The 18,290-nt window shown below is 36.3% G+C and carries 15 protein-coding genes; 6 read left to right on the top strand and 9 right to left on the bottom strand.

The window, feature by feature from the left end:
- The first annotated feature begins 99 nt into the window (after positions 1-99).
- The 5 genes from P176_RS19130 to P176_RS0107540 all read left to right on the top strand — a co-directional run bounded on the left by P176_RS19130 (position 100) and on the right by P176_RS0107540 (position 7,339).
- A complete protein-coding gene (locus P176_RS19130) occupies positions 100-3,168 on the top strand; it encodes a DNA polymerase III subunit alpha (protein WP_081820689.1) in 3,069 nt (1,022 codons plus the stop codon).
- Positions 3,169-3,222: 54 nt separating this feature from the next.
- Positions 3,223-4,440, top strand: a complete 1,218-nt coding sequence (gene dinB, locus P176_RS0107555; protein ID WP_026754131.1) for a DNA polymerase IV — start codon at positions 3,223-3,225, stop codon at positions 4,438-4,440.
- Between the two features lie 68 nt (positions 4,441-4,508).
- The gene (locus P176_RS0107550) at positions 4,509-5,099 is read left to right on the top strand and encodes a HupE/UreJ family protein (RefSeq protein WP_037348807.1); all 591 of its coding nucleotides are present in this window, start codon (positions 4,509-4,511) and stop codon (positions 5,097-5,099) included.
- Between the two features lie 170 nt (positions 5,100-5,269).
- Entirely contained in the window at positions 5,270-5,701 is a 432-nt protein-coding gene (locus tag P176_RS0107545; RefSeq protein WP_026754129.1) for a dCMP deaminase family protein, read from the top strand.
- Entirely contained in the window at positions 5,702-7,339 is a 1,638-nt protein-coding gene (locus P176_RS0107540; protein ID WP_026754128.1) for a S41 family peptidase, read from the top strand.
- A 60-nt stretch (positions 7,340-7,399) separates the two neighbouring features.
- On the opposite strand, the gene P176_RS0107535 is transcribed toward P176_RS0107540, so the two are convergent.
- Together P176_RS0107535 and P176_RS0107530 are read right to left on the bottom strand one after the other, a co-directional pair.
- Positions 7,400-8,161: an SDR family oxidoreductase gene (locus tag P176_RS0107535; protein ID WP_026754127.1), complete on the bottom strand. Its 762-nt coding sequence runs from the start codon at positions 8,159-8,161 to the stop codon at positions 7,400-7,402.
- Positions 8,162-8,196: 35 nt separating this feature from the next.
- Positions 8,197-8,799, bottom strand: a complete 603-nt coding sequence (locus P176_RS0107530) for an FAD-dependent oxidoreductase (RefSeq protein ID WP_026754126.1) — start codon at positions 8,797-8,799, stop codon at positions 8,197-8,199.
- A 140-nt stretch (positions 8,800-8,939) separates the two neighbouring features.
- Between P176_RS0107530 and P176_RS0107525 the strand changes: the two genes are divergently transcribed.
- The gene (locus tag P176_RS0107525) at positions 8,940-11,993 is read left to right on the top strand and encodes a CHAT domain-containing protein (protein ID WP_026754125.1); all 3,054 of its coding nucleotides are present in this window, start codon (positions 8,940-8,942) and stop codon (positions 11,991-11,993) included.
- Between the two features lie 28 nt (positions 11,994-12,021).
- Here the strand turns inward: P176_RS0107525 and P176_RS0107520 are convergent, their stop codons facing one another.
- The 7 genes from P176_RS0107520 to P176_RS0107490 all read right to left on the bottom strand — a co-directional run bounded on the left by P176_RS0107520 (position 12,022) and on the right by P176_RS0107490 (position 18,260).
- Positions 12,022-12,585 (bottom strand): hypothetical protein, encoded by a 564-nt coding sequence (locus P176_RS0107520; RefSeq protein WP_026754124.1) that lies wholly within the window; start codon positions 12,583-12,585, stop codon positions 12,022-12,024.
- A gap of 12 nt (positions 12,586-12,597) precedes the next feature.
- Complete coding sequence (locus P176_RS0107515; protein ID WP_026754123.1) at positions 12,598-13,275, bottom strand: hypothetical protein; 678 nt, start codon at positions 13,273-13,275, stop codon at positions 12,598-12,600.
- A 37-nt stretch (positions 13,276-13,312) separates the two neighbouring features.
- Complete coding sequence (locus P176_RS0107510; RefSeq protein WP_026754122.1) at positions 13,313-14,242, bottom strand: RHS repeat protein; 930 nt, start codon at positions 14,240-14,242, stop codon at positions 13,313-13,315.
- A 31-nt stretch (positions 14,243-14,273) separates the two neighbouring features.
- Positions 14,274-15,869 (bottom strand): T9SS type A sorting domain-containing protein, encoded by a 1,596-nt coding sequence (locus P176_RS0107505; protein ID WP_026754121.1) that lies wholly within the window; start codon positions 15,867-15,869, stop codon positions 14,274-14,276.
- Between the two features lie 37 nt (positions 15,870-15,906).
- The gene (locus P176_RS0107500) at positions 15,907-16,947 is read right to left on the bottom strand and encodes a hypothetical protein (protein ID WP_026754120.1); all 1,041 of its coding nucleotides are present in this window, start codon (positions 16,945-16,947) and stop codon (positions 15,907-15,909) included.
- 64 nt (positions 16,948-17,011) lie between these two features.
- Positions 17,012-17,719, bottom strand: coding sequence for an anti-sigma factor (locus P176_RS0107495; protein ID WP_026754119.1), 708 nt, complete (start codon positions 17,717-17,719; stop codon positions 17,012-17,014).
- Position 17,720: 1 nt separating this feature from the next.
- Complete coding sequence (locus P176_RS0107490) at positions 17,721-18,260, bottom strand: RNA polymerase sigma factor (protein WP_026754118.1); 540 nt, start codon at positions 18,258-18,260, stop codon at positions 17,721-17,723.
- Positions 18,261-18,290: the final 30 nt, after the last annotated feature.

Here is an 18,290-nt window from a genome sequence, read left to right as displayed (position 1 = left end):
CATATAATAGCTAGATTTGTTAATCCAATTAAATTTTGCAGAATTAAAATCTTAAAGATTCTTTTTTCTGAAGAAATTATAAACAGAAAACCCCATAATATGTACCTCAATTGCCACAGTTATTTCAGCTTACGTTATGGCACGATTCCTCCAGAACAACTGCTTGCTATGGCTTCAAAAAATGATATAGATACTATAGCGCTTACCGATATCAACACAACTTCTGCGTGTTTGGACTTTGTAAGACGCTCTCAAAAATTTCACGTAAAGCCTATTCTTGGGGTCGATTTTAGAAATGGAGCTCAGCAACAGTTTGTATTAATTGCCAAAAACAACAAGGGGTTTCAAAACATCAACAATTATTTATCCTTATTTCTTCATGATCATGAGCTAGCTATACCTTGCCGGCCCGAGCAAGAGATTAGGGATTGTTTTGTGGTATACCCGTATCAAAAAGGAAAGGATTATGATTTAAAGCACAATGAGTTTTTGGGCATCAAACCCAAAGATCTTAATGCGCTTAAATTTTCGCGTTGGAACCAATTTCAGCATAAACTCGTCATCCTTCAAACCGTGTCTTTTCAAGATAAAAAGAACTTTAATACCCATCGGTTGTTGCGTGCTATTGACAACAATACCTTATTGAGTAAACTTTCCAAATCTGAAGAAGGCGAAAGAACAGATATTATGTTGCCTTTTCAATACCTCTGTGACTATTATAGAGAATTTCCGAAGATTATAGAAAACACCAAAAAGCTAATGGAAGACTGTTCCATCAGTTTCGATTTCACAAAAAAAGAAAGTAAAAATCAAAAAACAGTAACCCAAAACGAAGCATCAGATTATGAGCTATTGGAGAAATTGACCTACGAGGGGATTGCTTATCGTTACAAAGATGAAGATTTAAATGAAACCATCTATAAACGTATTGAAAAGGAGCTCGCCATTATCAAAGAAAAGAGATTTGTGTCTTACTTTTTAATCAATTGGAAAATCTTAACCTATGCCCGAAGCAAAGCTTATTTCTATGTGGGGCGAGGTAGTGGTGCCAATAGTATTGTTGCGTATTTATTGCGTATTACAGATGTGGACCCTGTAGAGTTAGACTTGTATTTTGAACGGTTTATCAACGTGTTTCGGCAAAACCCGCCAGACTTTGATATTGATTTCTCTTGGAAAGATCGGGACGATATTACCCGTTTTATCTTTAACAATTTTAAACATACCGCTTTAATCACAGTGTATAATACGTTTAAGTTTAAAGCCTCTGTTCGGGAGTTGGGAAAGGTGTTTGGGCTGCCAAAATCTGAAATGGATAAGCTTACAAGAGGAAAATACCAACTCAAAGACTTAGATCAACTCAGTCAACTGGTTATCAAATACAGTACTTATATTCAGGGGTTTCCCAATTACTTGGGCATTCATGCGGGTGGGATTTTGATTTCTGAAAAACCAATTCATTATTACGGCGCCACATTTATGCCTCCAAAAGGCTTTGCTACCACTCAATTTGACATGGTAGTTGCTGAAGATATTGGCCTCAATAAATTTGATATTTTGAGTCAGCGCGGACTCGGGAAAATAAAGGAGGCTACAGAGATCATTGCTTATAACCATCCTGATAGTTCGCCTATAGATATTCATGATATTAAACGTTTTAAGACAGATGAGCGCATTAAAAGCTTACTTCGGAATGCGAAAGCTATTGGCTGTTTTTATGTAGAATCTCCCGCCATGCGTATGTTGATGCGAAAGTTGCAGGTAGATACCTATTTGGGTTTGGTGGCGGCAAGCTCTGTAATACGGCCAGGTGTTGCCAATAGCGGGATGATGCGTGAGTATATCTTGCGCTATCGCTATCCAGAACGCCGTAATGATGCTCCCAAAGCCCTGCTAGAAATCATGCCAGAAACGTACGGTGTGATGGTCTATCAGGAAGATGTCATTAAGGTGGCACATTATTTTGGTGGACTTGATTTGGGTGAGGCCGATATGTTACGACGCGGGATGTCGGGTAAATTTCGTTCGCGAGAGGAGTTTGCAAAAGTCAAACAACAGTTTTTTGATAATTGTAAAGCAGATGGAAAACCGCAGGAATTGGTCGCTGATATTTGGAGACAGATCGAAAGCTTTGCGGGCTATGCGTTTGCAAAAGGACATTCGGCTTCTTATGCGGTAGAAAGTTATCAGAGTTTGTTTTTAAAAGCCTATTTCCCTTTGGAATACATGGTGGCAACCATCAACAATTTTGGCGGATTTTACAGTACAGAGCTTTATGTACATGAAGCTAGAATGCACGACGGCCATATTGAGTCACCATGCGTAAACACCAGTTTTACCCAAGCCATCATTAAAAAGACAACTATTTTTTTGGGATTTATGTTCTTACAATCCTTTGAGTCTAAATTGATGAAGCAATTAGTTTTGGAGCGTTCTAAAAATGGACGGTTTGAGAGCTTAGAGGATTTTATTGATAGGGTGCCCATTTCCATAGAACAAATTTCAATTTTAATTAAAATCAACGCCTTTAGGTTTACAGGGATCAATAAGCGCGAACTCCTTTGGGAGGCACATCTTAAAATTAGTAAGATCGTAGTTCAAGAGCAGGTAATGACCTTGTTTAAAACAGAAAAAATAAATTATAAAACACCAAGTTTATCAAGCACAGACCTTGAGAATGCTTTTGATGAAATGGAGTTGTTGGGGTTTCCGCTTTGCAACCCTTTTGATCTTTTGGAAACGCCCTCTAAAAACCCGTTACGTGCTAAGCATTTAGAAGCGTATCTTGAGAAGACAATTACAATTGAAGGCTATTTAATTACTCTAAAAAACACAAAAACCTCTAATGGTAAATTGATGAATTTCGGTAACTTCTTAGATCGCGATGGTGATTTTGTAGATACGGTTCATTTTCCCATCATAGCTGCAACATACCCATTTCGCGGAAAAGGGATTTACACCATTACGGGTAAAGTGGTGGAGGAGTTTGATTGCATCACCATTGAGGTGTCCCATTTGCAACGTGCCGCAATTATAGAAGATCCCCGATACTCAGTGAATTCTAAAAATGCCACGTTTCAAATTAAAAAGAGTTTTGAGGATAACAAAAAAAGGCTTCAGAATTCATCTCACAAGGAAAGCGTCTCAGGATTTCGACATCCAGCCTAAAGATTTAAAACAGTTAGAAACAGCTATATAATTTTAAAAATCACTTTAACATCAATGAATCATAACCGCTCAATAGTACACATGGATTTAGATACTTTTTTTGTGTCTTGTGAACGTTTGCTTGATAGTAGACTAGATGGAAAGCCTGTGCTTATTGGTGGCACTAGTGATCGTGGTGTGGTTGCCTCTTGTAGTTACGAAGCGCGAAAATTTGGGATACATTCTGCTATGCCCATGCGTTTAGCAAAACAATTGTGTCCTGAGGCAGTGATTTTAAGAGGAAACTCAGGAGTATATACCAAGTTTTCAGAAAGCGTTACAGAAGTCATTAAGGAAAGTGTGCCGTTATACGAAAAGACGTCAATCGATGAGTTTTACATTGATCTTTCTGGAATGGATAAGTTTTTTGGCTGTCATAAATTGGCTTCAGAATTGCGTCAACGTATTATCAAGGAAACTGGACTTCCCATTTCATTTGGGCTATCACTCAATAAAACGGTATCTAAAATTGCAACGGGAGAAGCGAAACCCAATAATGAAATTAGGATTCTTTCAGGTAACGAAAAACCGTTTTTAGCGCCACTTTCAGTTAAGAAAATACCCATGGTTGGTAATGTTACCTATAAAGCGCTCTGTGATTTAGGGGTCAAGCAAATTAGAACCGTACAAGAAATGCCCATGGAACTCATGCAAAAGGTCTTGGGTAAAAACGGACTTTCCATCTGGCAAAAAGCCAATGGAATAGATAATAGTCCGGTGATACAGTACCACGAACGCAAATCAATTTCTACAGAGCGTACCTTCAATAAGGATACTACAGATGTTCTAAAATTAAAGGGCATCGTTATTGCTATGGCCGAAAATTTGGCCTATCAATTACGTCGTGGCAATAAATTAACTGCATGTGTGACCTTTAAGATTCGTTATTCAGACTTTCAAACCCACACGCAACAGCAGCGTATTCCATATAGTTCTATGGATCATAACATTATTCCTATAGTTTTAGACCTCTACAATAAGCTGTATAACCGCCGCCTTTTGGTACGATTGGTTGGGGTAAAATTTAGCCATTTGGTAGAAGGTGGGCATCAAATTCATTTATTTGAAGATGATGAAAAATTGCTTCATCTTAGTCTGGCCATTGATAAAATGCGGGAGCGCTATGGAGATAGAGCGGTTATTAATGCTGCTGGGATGGAGGCCAAAACCATTAGTAGATGGAACCCTTTTAATGGCGAACCACCACCACTTTTGGCTAATAGACGGCAATAGCGTAACGTTAAATAGTTTTCATCTTAAATTATAAGCCGTAACTTTGGTTCAACCCAAACCATGTTACTATGATTGACGCATTTTTGTCAAACTTTAAAGATGGTGTTTATCACGTCCTAAATCTAAATGCCTACCACCATATTCTGTTCTTGGTAGCGCTTACTGTCCCATATTTGTTCAAGGATTGGAAACGCGTATTCATGCTCATCACCGTGTTTACTTTAGGCCATTGCGTGTCTTTAGGGTTGACTACTTATAACGTGATTAATGTAAATTCTCGATTGATCGCATTTCTCATTCCTCTTACCATCTTGATTGTAGCGGTTTATAATATTTTTACATCAGGAAAAAAAGCACAAAGTGATAAAGTAGGACTTCTGTTTTTTGCAGCACTCTTTTTTGGACTCATCCATGGCCTTGGTTTTGTAGGTGTTTTTGAGCGTATGGTTTCTAATACTGAAAACAAATTTGTGGCTCTACTGGAAATGGGTTTAGGTATTGAGGTAGGTCAAATCGTTATTGTATTCATCATCTTGTTCATCAGCTTTCTATGTCAAACCATATTTCGATTTTCTAAACGGGATTGGGTTATTGTGATTTCTGCAATTGTTTTGGGCTTTGTTCTGCACATTTTATTGCTCAGTCAAGTGTTTTCTTGATTACATTAAGACTTCTGCATACGTTTTGATAAAATTTTAACGTTATCAAATTCCTAAAGTCTACCGTACAGGTTTTAGAATTATTACATTTGAAAGCTAGCGAAAGTGCTAAGTCACATCGTTATTAATGTGTTTTCTTCGGAAAAAATACCGACCATCAAACGAGATCAATGCCAAAAAAAAAGCAACTAAGATATGATAAGGCCTATTTGCGCATTGCGCAAGAGTGGGGCAAATTATCACACTGTAAGCGCAAACAAGTGGGAGCCCTTATTGTAAAAGACCGAATGATTATTTCAGATGGATATAATGGTACACCAACAGGCTTTGAGAATTACTGCGAAGATGACGAAGGTTATACCAAGTGGTATGTCTTGCACGCAGAGGCTAACGCCATATTAAAAGTAGCGTCTTCTACCCAAACTTGTAAAGGTGCTACACTGTATATTACACTTTCACCTTGTAAAGAGTGTAGTAAGCTCATTCACCAAGCAGGAATTATTAGAGTGGTCTACAGTCAGGATTATAAGGATAATTCTGGATTGCAATTTTTAGAAAAAGCAGGGATAGCATTAGAGCTCATTGAAGATGTAAACGCATAAATGAAACTTCACAAAAAATACATACCGTTATTATTAGGTCTCGCAATGGCGGTGGGTATTTTTATTGGCGGAAAATTGAATTTCACAGACATCTCAGACCGTTTATTTACAACCAACAGTAAAAAAGATAAACTTAACCGTCTCATTGATTATATTGACTACGAGTATGTTGATGATGTTAATACGGATAGTATTGTTGATGTTACCGTTAATGGTATTTTAGAGAACCTTGACCCGCACTCTACGTATATTCCCAAAAGTGATTTAGAACGAGTTACCAATAATATGAAAGGTGATTTTGTAGGTATTGGTATTAATTTCTATACCTATAAAGATACGGTTACTGTAATTAGACCCGTATCTGGTGGACCTAGTGATAAAGCAGGGATCAAGGGGGGAGACCGTATCATTATGGCAAACGGAGATTCTATTTTTGGAGGCCATTGGACCAATGATGAAATCATTGATAAGTTAAAAGGGGAAGAGGGCTCCAAAGTAACACTCAAAATTAAAAGAAAAGGTGTCGATAAACTTCTAGAGTTTAAGGTGAAACGAGGTATTATACCCATTAAGAGTGTTGACGCTGCATATATGCTCACTAACAATTTGGGTTACATTAAAGTCAACCGCTTTGCGGAGTCTACTTACAAAGAATTCAAAAAGGCATTAGATAAATTACAAGAGCAGGGCGCCACCAAATTAGCCTTGGATTTGCGCGATAATCCTGGAGGGTTTTTGGGCATTGCAGAACAGATTGTGGATGAATTTTTAGAAGATGATAAGCTCATCTTATTTACAAAAAACAATAAGGGTAAAATTGAAAAGAGCTTTGCAACTGGAAAAGGCGATTTTGAAGAAGGTGAGGTGTACATTTTAATTAATGAAAGTTCAGCTTCTGCAAGTGAAATTGTAGCTGGAGCTCTTCAGGATAACGATAAGGGAACCATTATTGGCCGAAGAAGTTATGGAAAGGGTTTGGTGCAACGCGAAATGTCCCTTGGTGATGGAAGCGCCATCCGTCTTACTGTCTCAAGATATTATACACCTACAGGTCGTTCGATACAGCGACCTTATGATTTGGGAAATAACAAAGAGTATTATAGTGATTATTATAAACGATTAAGTAGCGGAGAATTAGACCATCCCGAAAGCATGAAAATTGCAGATTCTCTAAAATTTACAACACCAAAAGGCAAAGTGGTCTATGGAGGAGGAGGTATCATTCCTGATATTTTTATTCCACTCAATACATCGGCACAAAATGAAACGTTGAATTACATTAAACGTCGGGGGTATATGAGCAACTTTGTATTTGAGGAATTGGATCGTGACCGTCAGGTTTATGATGGATTGGATGCTAAAGAGTACATCCAAAATTTCTATATCACCGATGATGTCATTTTAAAATTTCAAGATTATCTTAATCTTAAAGAGCAAACCAATTTGACCTTTGTGGCTTATCATGACCAAATACGGCGCATGATCAAATCTGAGTTAGGTGCTCAACTCTACGGCTCTACCGTAGCTGAAAAGATTCTTAATGAAGACGACGAGATGATAGAGGAAGTCATTTTATTAAGCCGTGGCGCAAAGGATTTTGGCCTTCACATTTTCGAAGAGGAAGACGTAGAGGAGTAAACCGAAACCGAACAATTCTTTTCAAAAGGAAAACGAAAGGTAATTACGACATCGTGAAATTTAAAGCATAATTCCTCCAGAAACCTCAATACGCTGTCCGTTGATCCAATAGGCGTCTTCGGTACATAAAAAAGCAACGACCCCACCAATATCCTCAGGCTCTCCTACGCGGCCTAAAGCGGTATTGCTAGAAATAATATCAATTTTTTTCTCGTTTGTTTTATTTTCGCCACCGCCAAAATCTGTAGCTACCGCTCCAGGAGCTACCACGTTAGCTGCAATTTTACGATGCGCTAACTCTTTAGCTAAGTATTTGGTAAAGGTCTCTACGGCACTTTTAGCCGAAGCATAAGCAGAGGAATTAGGAAGGGAGAATCTTGCCAAGCCTGAAGAAATATTAATAATTCGTCCGCCGTCATTAAGCACTGGAACCAATTTTTGAGTTAAAAAATACACCCCTTTAAAATGGATGTTGACCATTTCATCAAAATCGTTTTCTGTAGTTTCTAAAAAGGGTTTGTAGATTCCGGTCCCTGCATTGTTGATCAAAATATCTAAGCGCGGATTGCCGTAAACTTCAGAAAGATAAGAAGACAGTTTCTCGACAAAGGCATCAAAACTATTTATATTGGTGGTATCTAATTGAAAAGCAGTTGCTTTTTGTCCGTTGGATTCAATTTCACTTACAATATCATCTGCAGCAGAAGAGCTGGAGTGGTAAGTAATGATGACATCTATGCCCTTTTGAGAGAGCTTTAGGGCAATGTTTTTGCCTAATCCACGACTTCCGCCAGTAACCAAAGCAACTTTATTTGTTTTCATAATAGGTATTTTTTTTCAGGTGAGGTATTACTAATCTAGACTTTATCGTGAATTTTGGCATGCTTGCCATTGTTCCAAAGCGTTAAAATATCGGTGGCTACTTGGGCACCACTCCCGGCGGCAATAGCAAATTGACTGCGCCAACCCGCCATAGTTCCTGCAACATAGAGTCCGTCATCTACCAAATGATCTTCGTTTTTTAGCCAGATACGTTCCTTTTCAATGGCTGTTCTTGGGTGTGGTTCTAAATAAGATTGGAGTCCGTCAATATTGACAAGGTTGGTGTAACCCACGGCAATAACCACTATTTTAGATTGGTAAGTATTTTTATTGGTGATTATGGTAAACCCTTTAGGAGTTTTAAAAACAGACTTTACTTTTTCCTTTTCAATCTGATTTACGTGAGGATATAAGGTTTTGAGTTGTGTTTTACCGTTCTCTAAGATCTCAGACCCTAGAGTGCCGGCAGCAAGACCTAGCACATTATTAAAAAGTGCGCTTTGCAGATGAGAAGCGCGCTGATGCATAATGATACCAATATATTTGTTTGTAGCGAAGGCTTTAGGTTTTGCTGAGCCAAGCACCAGAGCACAAGACATTCCTGCAGCGCCTCCTCCAATAATGAGCGTGTCGAACATGGGATAATCTTTATAGTACAAAGTTAGAATTTAAATCTGGAAGAGCTATTGAAATTTGGTCATTACCAAACCATTTAAAATCTAAAAAAAACTTACTTTAGTGTTGAAATTACTGATTCAGTAATAGTTAAGTCAATTTCATGAAAATTATACATCAGATACGTTTTGCCATTATATGTTTTGCATTACTTAGCGTATTATACAATTGTAAAAAGAAAGACCTTGAACAAAACGTTGAGCCTACGCCCGTTGAGGTAATTCAACCGAAATCAGAATTGGATACTAGTCAAGATAGCTTAAATATCGTTAAAACTAGTGCGCTGTTTAAAAAGTTCAAAAATTGGCAAGACTTAGGTTTGAGTTCCAATTCACAAGAGATTTTACTAGATAGTGTTTTTCAAAGTTACCAAAAGGTCGCTCACAAGACATCTGATTATGCTTATGAGCTTTACCGATTGGCTTGGGATTTTTACATGGATCGCAATAACCATGAAAAAACAATAGCATCCATCGAGGAATTTATAGCAATATGTGAACAAGATAAAGGACATAACAAAATACAGCTTTTAGAGGCCTATTCTTATTTAGGAAGTGCGTTAAATTATTCTGGACAGTGTGATTTGGCAATAGAAAAGAGCTTTATTCCTTTTCTTGAACTCATGAGCGCGCAAGTTGACTTAACGACTGACCCTGATGAACTGGGTTTTTTGAAAACAGGTGAAATAAGTACTTATGTTGGGTATTTAGATTGTGCAAGTCTTTTGGGAGACGGAAATCTTCAGAAAAAAATATTAGCAATTTCTGAAAAACTTGTGGAGGAAACGCATGATGACATTCCTTGGTATAATGTGTATAAATCAGATTTATTGGGAATGATGTCCACTATTTATATGACCATGGGCGATTTTGGTAAGGCTAAAATTTTCTTAGAGCTTTACGAAAAATACATGGAGCCTCAAGACATCATTGATCATATGTTGCTTACAGATCGTAAACTCTATTTTTATTCGGAAGTTAATGATGTAGAAAATTTTAATTCTGAATTTAAAAATTCTTCAGTTTACTATATCAAGGCCTTACAACGATTTCCCCCCAATACACATGAGCATTTTTTAGCGGTTCATAACCGTCGATTGGCGTTTGAGCGACTCGCTATGCTAAAAGCCAAAACAAATGAAGTCAATCCTGAAATTTCAGAGGCTTATCATAAAAGTATGAGGTTGATTGACGGTTTTGAATATGACAACCGTATTAATCCTTTAAATGCGTATCGCGGTATGATATCTTATTTTAACAGCGCATCAAAAAGAGACAGTGCAAGATATTATTTAAATAAATATCGAGTATTGGCCAATGATCTCAAAGCCATGGATGATATAAGGGACGCTCAAATTTTTTATTTGGAACAGTTTCTTTCAGAAGAAAAATATAACCGTGTAGATTCATTACTCAACAATCATTTGGAAGCTTCTAACATAAAGAATATTCAAAAATTTCTATCAGAAAAAAAGGTGCCTCAGGATGTTTTAGCTAATGAAAAAACAATTGCACGAATGTTAAAAATAGCCACGTTATTACAGGAGCATTCTCAATCCCATCCAAGTTATTCACTTAAAAAGGCCAATCAATTTTACTTACTCTCGGCTTCCTTGTTAAATGCATTTAAGCAGAACCAGTGGTTTAATCCAAAGGAGGTTAGTCAATTACAGAAAATAAATGCAGGTATTTTGTCTACCAGAACAGCAGGTACGGAAAATGACCATCTGATCATTAAATTTTTGGAAAGTAATCATTCTTTAGAAATGTTACAGAAAAATGCCAATAGTAATATCATATTGAATGAAAATGATGCGCTAAATTCACTTACTAATCAACGGAACCTGATATCCAGAAAGATTTTAAATCTTACAAATCAATATCTCCAAGAGGAGTTGAACCCTAAACTAAAAGAGCAAAACACTTATATCAAGCTTTTAAATAAAAAAGACAGTCTCAGTGAGAAAATTAAAGAGGATTATCCCGATTACGTCTTTTATACTTCTCCAAACTTTGATTTATCATCTTATCGTGCGAATTTGGATGATGATACGATTAGCGTACGATTTTACCTTACCGAAAAGCACTGTTATGCTTATCTTATATCAAATAGGGAATTAAAATTTGTTGTGTTGGGCCCTCGAGAAAATGTAAAAAACTTAACAGATATTTATATCAGCCAAATTAAGGCCAATCAAGATATATCAAAAATCGTGATGTCTTTAAATAGCTTTTTGACCCCATTAGTTTCAGGTATTGAACCATATAGGAATTTGAGAATCATTCCGCATGAGGAATTAAACTATTTACCATTTGAAACATTTTTTGATGAGTTTTCGAAATCTAATAAGGTAATTAGCTATAATACATCTTTAATTTTGGACGGACACAATAATGATGTTAGTAATTCGGCGACCTTTGCTGCTTACGCTCCAAATTACAATAATGATGAAAAGGTGTCCAAAAGCAGAATAGTTGCTGATCTAGAACGTTCGGGAAATTATCAATTGCCCGATGCCTTTGAAGAAGCGGTATATATTTCTAAATTATTTAAAGGAACTCTTTTTGCAGATAGAAAGGCAACAAAACAACATTTTACAGAACATGCCAATGAATTTTCGGTATTACATCTTGCCATGCATGCTGTAGAAGGTGATTCACAAAATAATAAGGATGCCATGCTTCTGTTTACTGGTGAGACAGAGGAGGACTATCTGAGTTTAAACGAGGTGTACAATCTCAATTTATCGGCAGAGCTAACAACATTGAGTGCGTGTAATACGGCCTATGGGGAAATTGACCCAGTAGAGGGCGTTTTGAGTTTGTCAAGAGCATTTCAATATGCTGGTAGTAAGGCTACGGTAACAAGTTTATGGCGGGTGCCAGATAAGGAGACTTCAATTATAATGAAGCGGTTTTACGAGTATTTAAAATTGGGACAGGAAAAGCATATTGCCTTAAAAAATGCCAAATTAGACTATTTGAAAACTACTGACGATCATAACCTGAAACACCCTTACTATTGGGCGGGGTTTGTGCTCACGGGTGATACTTCTGCCATTGTTGCTTCAACAAATTATTGGTGGTATGTAGGTTTGGTTTTGGTAGTCATGCTAATTTTGGGTTGGTCAATTAAAAAACGCCTTAAAGTTAATTAAGACGTTTCATATATTAAATAGAAATTAATTACCAGTTGGCAACCTCTTTTTTCCAAAATAAACCTTTGATGATTTGTCCGTCTCTAGTAATCTCGAAACTACCTACCATATCCAGTACATCATTAAGATAAGATACATTTCTTCTTATTTCTAATGTGCCCAAAAATTGATTTCGTTCCTGATTTTCTGTAGTGTACATCTCAACAATAACACTATCTAAGTTTTCGGTATCTATTAATTGTAATGTGGAGCCACTTAAACCATGTGAGCCAACAGCTGCTTCTATAAAATCGAGATTACTTGGTACAGAAAACGTTAGGTATAAAGTTTCGAAATCATCGTGTAGTAATCGTAAGTTTTTAGAGTAGTTTAAATTTAATAGCGAAGCACCTCCCCAGCCCAATACATTAGAGCCAGTAAAAACAAGATCTTCGTCATTTTGAGTAACCTCAATTCTGCTACCTTCATCACCAGAAATGTTTGATAAATCTGAAAAGGTATCGTTAGTACTTGCATTTTCGTTGGTATCATCTTTACTGCAACTAAATAAAGTGGACGATGTTAGGATTAATATAAATACTATTTTTTTCATAATAAATTTGTTTTAATTGTTTGTTGATGAATTAATTAAAGTCACTTCAAAATCACCTTGGGAATCATTTGCACCATGGCCATTATGCCATTGGCCAACATAAAAAGCGGTTGTTCCAACGCTTAAAGTACCAGATAATGATACTTGGATATTATTCTCGGGATTGGTAAGGTCTACCATTACTGTTGTACCATTTTTTGTCCATGTCCCATTTGCTGTTGGTGGACTACCTGAGTCTTCAGTTCTTACAATGACAGTTCCATCTGAGAAAAATTCAACTTCAAAATAATTAGTATTACCATCTTCGATAGTACCAGTAAAAACACCTTGAAAAGGGTTTTTTATACTTATGTTTGCTGTAGTTTGTCCAGCGCTATTTGTAACGATAACTTGTAAGTCGTGTGTACCAATAGGTAAAGTTTTATCCCAGCTCATGACACCATTTACGGTGTTAATACTTGATCCTGTTAAGGGTGCTGCCATGGCAAAACTACCTTGGCTACCATTCCAGTGTATTGAAGGAGCGCTTGAGGTGCCTGCTTGAAAAAAGGTAGCATCAAAAGTAGAGACAGAATAGTTTACAGTAGGTATTTTGGTTGTGGGAACATCTTCATCTTTACTGCATGCTGCAAAAGTTAAAAAAGGTATAAGTAAGAGAATTAGTTTTGATTTGAAAAGTACTGGTATCATTAGTTTTGGTATTAATGTTTACAAAAATGTAGATGTTTTAATCTGTAGTGTATTCCCAAGAGAGTTGTGTAGTAGATGGTGGGAAGACTTGTGGATTAGCAATAAATGTCCTTTCTCCATTAACTGGGTAATCTCCATCCAATTGATAATTAAAAGTTGTTGTTCTAGAAATATTTCCGGTAGGGCTAATGTTAGTACGAACCACATTTAATGGGCTATTTTTAGATATATAATACAGGGTACCTGTGCCATTACCTATACCTACTGTTAATTGTATATCTAAATTGCTAGAATAAAAAGGCGTAAAATTAGACGTTACACCCATACTATTGTAAAATAGTCTTAAAGGGTTTTTAGATGTATCATAAATTATATCAATCGTCAAATCTGGACTGAATGTAGCACCATTATCAAAAGACGTTTCTGTGTCTTGTTTTATTAGTTGTCCATTAGCATTGTAAGTAAATTTTGATTTTGTAATATCTGGTACCGAAATAATATTAGGATCAATATTATCTATACTAGTGACTTCTGTGAGTTGACTTTCGTTATTATAAGTGAAGTTGTATATAAAGCGCAAGTCTTCCATATTAATGGTAAGGTTATTATTGTCATATTGAAGTACTTCTTGTGTTATAATGCGCCCTTGGCTGTCATAGGTAAATTCAGACTCACCACGTGCGTTGGTTATGTTAGCTATTCTACCAGACGCGTCGTAAGTATAGGTGTCTTCATTAAACAAAATAACATTACTATCACTATTGTAATTGATGGGTATAATGGTATTGTCTGGATTTATAATGGCTTGCGGTTTTTCGTTTTCTAAATAAGAAATTTCAGATGTATCTAAACCTTTGTTAACCTTTGTAAGTTTTAATGTTTGTGAAGGTTCTGTGCCATCATCATCACTGCTACAGCTAAATAGCGTAATTGTAAATATGCCCAAAATAAACAACGCTTTTTTCATTTTAATTAATTTATAGTTTATGTTTTAAAAATTACTTTTTTATAATTTTAAAATCTTGTGGTGAGTTTTTAGAGTGAATACTTAATAAGTAAATTCCATTCGTAATCAGAGACAAATCGATGCTGGGATTTGAGGTTATTATATTTCCCTGCAGGATTAATTTTCCATATAAATCGTATAAAGTATAATTTGCCTTTTCTTTCAAGTTAAAAACGGTAATCTCCTCTTTCACAGGATTCGTAACTTTGAGCTTTACTGAAGAAAAAGCGTTAGTTGATAAAGTGGCATTAGTGTCATAAACATAAATAGCTCCTGGACTAACAGTACCAGAAAGAATTAAATTTCCATCTATATCTCCTCGATCTGCATACACCCCAACAGCCAATTGATTTCCGTCCCATGACGTGATGTAACCGAACTCATTAGTAGTGTCTGGAAATGGCGGCGCGATAGTAAATTTATTGGTTACTTGACCACTGTTATCTAGAGTTATTTGTTCTACTAATCCAGAATTTCTAGTAGAACCATTGTATGGCACTCGGCCGCCCTCATAACCAATAAAGACGATGTTATCTTTTAAGTTTATTGAGGAGCCGTAATTGGCGTTGAACTCAACTGTTGGAGGTATTATCGATGCAGTTTGGGACCAGGTTGAACCAATTTTTTTAAATATGTATGCCACACCACAGTCAGCTACGTCGCTTGTTCCTGGAACCATACTTACTTCACCAACGGCGCCAACGGCCAAGGTGTTGTTGTAGATATCAAGTCCCTCTCCAAAATTGGCAAAAGCTACTCTTGGATTAGGAAGAATTTTTTGTTGCAGGTTATAAAAACCTAGATCATCTTTTTCAAATATATAAACGGCGCCAGCATTAGTAAGTTGATTAGTTCCGTTTTCATCTAGTTGTTCTCCTCTTGCACCCACAGCTAAAGTGTTTCCAGATAGAGCTATTTCAGAACCGAAAAAATCGTGAGAAGTGGGCTCAGGATTATCAACCCCTTGGTTATAGGTCACGTTTCCATCATTATCGTAATCGTAAATATGAACTTTGCCAGTTCTAAGAGCATTAACACTAGTATTCTTATAATATATTTCAGAAATAAATAGTTGTGTATCTGTGATTAATAATCGCCATCCAAACTCGTGAAATAATAAGCGGGTAGGGGCAAAAATTTGGTTGACTAAATCCCACTGACTAGTATTCGTATTATATTTATACAAAAATACAGCACCAGCCTTATTTACAATTGGTAAGCCACTGGTCGTATTGGCAAATTCGTACCTCGAAGAACCTACAGCAATAAAATCACCGTTTATGGCTACATCTGTGCCATAAACATCCCCTGCCTCTAATAAAGGAGCTTTAAGTTTTTGTTCAAATTCAAAATTGCCATTATTGTTTTTTCTGTATATATAAGCTGCCCCAGTACTTGGTACTGCCCCATTAAGGTCTGAAGGATCAGAGCCAACAAGGACGGATTCTTGTATGTCTACAGATACCCCAAAGACACTACTAAATTCTTCGCCTGGTGTTAAAATTTTTTCTGAAAATGTTACGTTTTGAGAAAATGAAAGCACTACTGTAAAAGTAAATGCGCTAAAAAAGAAATATGTATTTTTCATGATTAATTTTTTTATCGTTAGGTATAGAACGCTTAATTCATTTCTCAATGCGGAATATAGTCTTCCCGTCTAATTCTATGGGGATGTCAAGGGTGTTTTCAAAGGTTTTAAACACAATCGCAGTTTCTGAACTTGCAGCGTAATAAAGGTCATTATTTACTTCTTCTAAAAACAAGGCTCTGACAGTGCCGTCAATAGTTTCTACTAAAGTTTCCTGAAATAGTCCATTTTTCCACAACTCTACCGCTCTTGTTTGATTTCCGTTAACTAATTGGCTGGTAATTAGAAGGGTGTAAATATCATTTTGAAAGTTGGTGATTTTACCTATTTGACCACTTTTACCTTGCGCTAACGCGAAGGTCAAAATAACGCCATTTTTATCCCAAACGGTTGGTTGAAACCTCCCATCTATGCTTTTGTATCCTCCATATATTGGGTTTGTACCATTATTATATAAGCAGTAAGCTATATTACCAACCAATTCAGATCCATTTGGATGAAATAATATATCGTTTTCCCAGACAGAAGCAGTGCTTGGGCTCAAAGGTTGTGAATGCCATCCTGCAACCGCGATTAAGCTATTACTAACCATAATGTCATTGGCAAAGGATTTGTCAGAAATTTTTGGTAGTACCTTATAGGTGTTGTCACGCCAATAAGCAGCGTCAATTACATTGCCATCATATATTCGTCTTCCAGCCAAGTAGATATCTCCATTGTCTATAGCTATGGCTTCAACATAGCAATGGTTTGAATAGGTAGGTGTGTTAGTATCTAAGACACCATTTTTCCATAATGCTATGTTCCAAATGTCATTAATTTTTTGATTACCGGCTGCATAAACGGTATTAGCATCAATTGTAATATCCTTAACAATGACATCACCGTTATCTGAATTTAAAGGAACAACTTCGCCATTGTGGTAATAGCTTACGGCATCCGTGGTTGCGTCATAAAGTAAAAAAGCAACTTGATTGACTATATGGGTGCCTGCTGAGCCAGTGTCATTATCGTCGTTCTTGCTACAATTTGTAAAAATTAATGCTATGAGGCATAAAATTAAGTGCGTTGTTTTCATTAAATGTATATTCATTAATAGGCTCTTTTCTATTAATGACCACTTTATGAAAAGGTAAACTTATTTATTTTAATTTTTCGAGAATAGCTTCTGCATCCCTATATTTAAAAGACTTTTGAGCAATAATGTTTTGTAGTAAACTTTTGGCGTTCTTCAATTTATCGACCTTTAGGTAAGCTAATGCCAGATACCAATCTGTTTGTGTAGATAATTTATCGCTGTAGTTCTTGTGGGATTGTAATAAGGAGATTGCGTCTTGGTTGTTGCCAAGATCTAGCTCGCAAATGCCTTGATAGAACAAATAGTAAGGCTCTTGTGTTTTATTGTAGAGATTTTCAAATAGAGGCGATGCGCTTTTAAAGTCTTCCGAATCGTAAAGTCTAAAAGCCAAAGATCTATCATTTTGAACTTCATTTCCTCGGGAAGCGGGCTCAATAATATTGGCGTAAGGCTGGTAATATTGAGCAAATAACTCTTGATTAGAAGTTTCTGCTGTGGGCTTTAGTAGGGCAAATAGCCCTAACGCTACAATTAGAGATGCAGCAATGGCTAGAATATAGTATCGAGATTGGGGTTTTGGTTGTTCTAAACCTTTAAGTTTGGTTTGAAGTGCCTCTTTTTTAGTAGAAATAATAGCCTGCTTCACCTGTTTTTCAAAGGTAAAACGGGCTTGGAAATCAGGATCATTTTGAAGTAAATCTTCAAAACGTGCCGTTTGGATAGCGTCGAGCTTTCCTTCAAAATAAAGTGCTATTAAGTCGTCTTTTTTCATATTATGAATTTACCAGTTGCCTCAACTTTTTGAGACATCTGGATTTCAGGCTTTTGACCACATCTGTGTTTTCATAATGTTCAACTCCTTTAATCTCATTAAGCGTTCTTCCTTGTAAATAGAAGAGTTCTAAAATTAGCTGACATTGTTTTCCAAGCGTTTTAAAGTGCCTATTTACCAACATTTCTTGTTCGGTTAGTTGTTCATTCTCTAGATCTAAATGATCTACTGTAATTTCGGGATTTACGGGTTGATCTATAAGCTTTAATTTAGAGGACCTCCTATGGTGCTCATAGATCTTGAATTTACCGATACTAAAAATATAGGTCTTGATGCTACTTGTAAATTCAGTAATCTTTCCATTCAATAAATTTTCATAAAAGCTCAAAAACGTGTCTTGATAAATATCTATAATAACATCATCCTTCAAAGAAAATTTTCTTGCAAATGCTATAAAATCAATCTTATAGTGATTATAAAGAACTTCAAAAGCTTGATCTGGGGCTTTTAGCAAGTCGTCTATGGAAGGCTCTTTTATCATTTATGTTTTTGAGGCTGAAAAGTAAACTCA

The sequence above is a fragment of the Sediminibacter sp. Hel_I_10 genome (genome assembly GCF_000688335.1).
Lineage (GTDB): Bacteria > Bacteroidota > Bacteroidia > Flavobacteriales > Flavobacteriaceae > Psychroserpens.
This window is presented reverse-complemented; position numbering and strand designations above follow the sequence as displayed.

What these genes read in the sequence shown, in the direction of transcription:
- P176_RS19130 (WP_081820689.1), top strand. Translation starts at nt 100, where the DNA reads ATGTACCTCAATTGCCACAGTTATTTCAGCTTACGTTATGGCACGATT.
- P176_RS0107490 (WP_026754118.1), bottom strand. Translation starts at nt 18,260, where the DNA reads ATGATAAAAGAGCCTTCCATAGACGACTTGCTAAAAGCCCCAGATCAA.
- P176_RS0107515 (WP_026754123.1), bottom strand. Translation starts at nt 13,275, where the DNA reads ATGATACCAGTACTTTTCAAATCAAAACTAATTCTCTTACTTATACCT.
- P176_RS0107495 (WP_026754119.1), bottom strand. Translation starts at nt 17,719, where the DNA reads ATGAAAAAAGACGACTTAATAGCACTTTATTTTGAAGGAAAGCTCGAC.
- P176_RS0107520 (WP_026754124.1), bottom strand. Translation starts at nt 12,585, where the DNA reads ATGAAAAAAATAGTATTTATATTAATCCTAACATCGTCCACTTTATTT.
- P176_RS0107510 (WP_026754122.1), bottom strand. Translation starts at nt 14,242, where the DNA reads ATGAAAAAAGCGTTGTTTATTTTGGGCATATTTACAATTACGCTATTT.
- P176_RS0107500 (WP_026754120.1), bottom strand. Translation starts at nt 16,947, where the DNA reads ATGAAAACAACGCACTTAATTTTATGCCTCATAGCATTAATTTTTACA.
- P176_RS0107540 (WP_026754128.1), top strand. Translation starts at nt 5,702, where the DNA reads ATGAAACTTCACAAAAAATACATACCGTTATTATTAGGTCTCGCAATG.
- P176_RS0107550 (WP_037348807.1), top strand. Translation starts at nt 4,509, where the DNA reads ATGATTGACGCATTTTTGTCAAACTTTAAAGATGGTGTTTATCACGTC.
- P176_RS0107535 (WP_026754127.1), bottom strand. Translation starts at nt 8,161, where the DNA reads ATGAAAACAAATAAAGTTGCTTTGGTTACTGGCGGAAGTCGTGGATTA.
- P176_RS0107505 (WP_026754121.1), bottom strand. Translation starts at nt 15,869, where the DNA reads ATGAAAAATACATATTTCTTTTTTAGCGCATTTACTTTTACAGTAGTG.
- dinB (WP_026754131.1), top strand. Translation starts at nt 3,223, where the DNA reads ATGAATCATAACCGCTCAATAGTACACATGGATTTAGATACTTTTTTT.
- P176_RS0107545 (WP_026754129.1), top strand. Translation starts at nt 5,270, where the DNA reads ATGCCAAAAAAAAAGCAACTAAGATATGATAAGGCCTATTTGCGCATT.
- P176_RS0107525 (WP_026754125.1), top strand. Translation starts at nt 8,940, where the DNA reads ATGAAAATTATACATCAGATACGTTTTGCCATTATATGTTTTGCATTA.
- P176_RS0107530 (WP_026754126.1), bottom strand. Translation starts at nt 8,799, where the DNA reads ATGTTCGACACGCTCATTATTGGAGGAGGCGCTGCAGGAATGTCTTGT.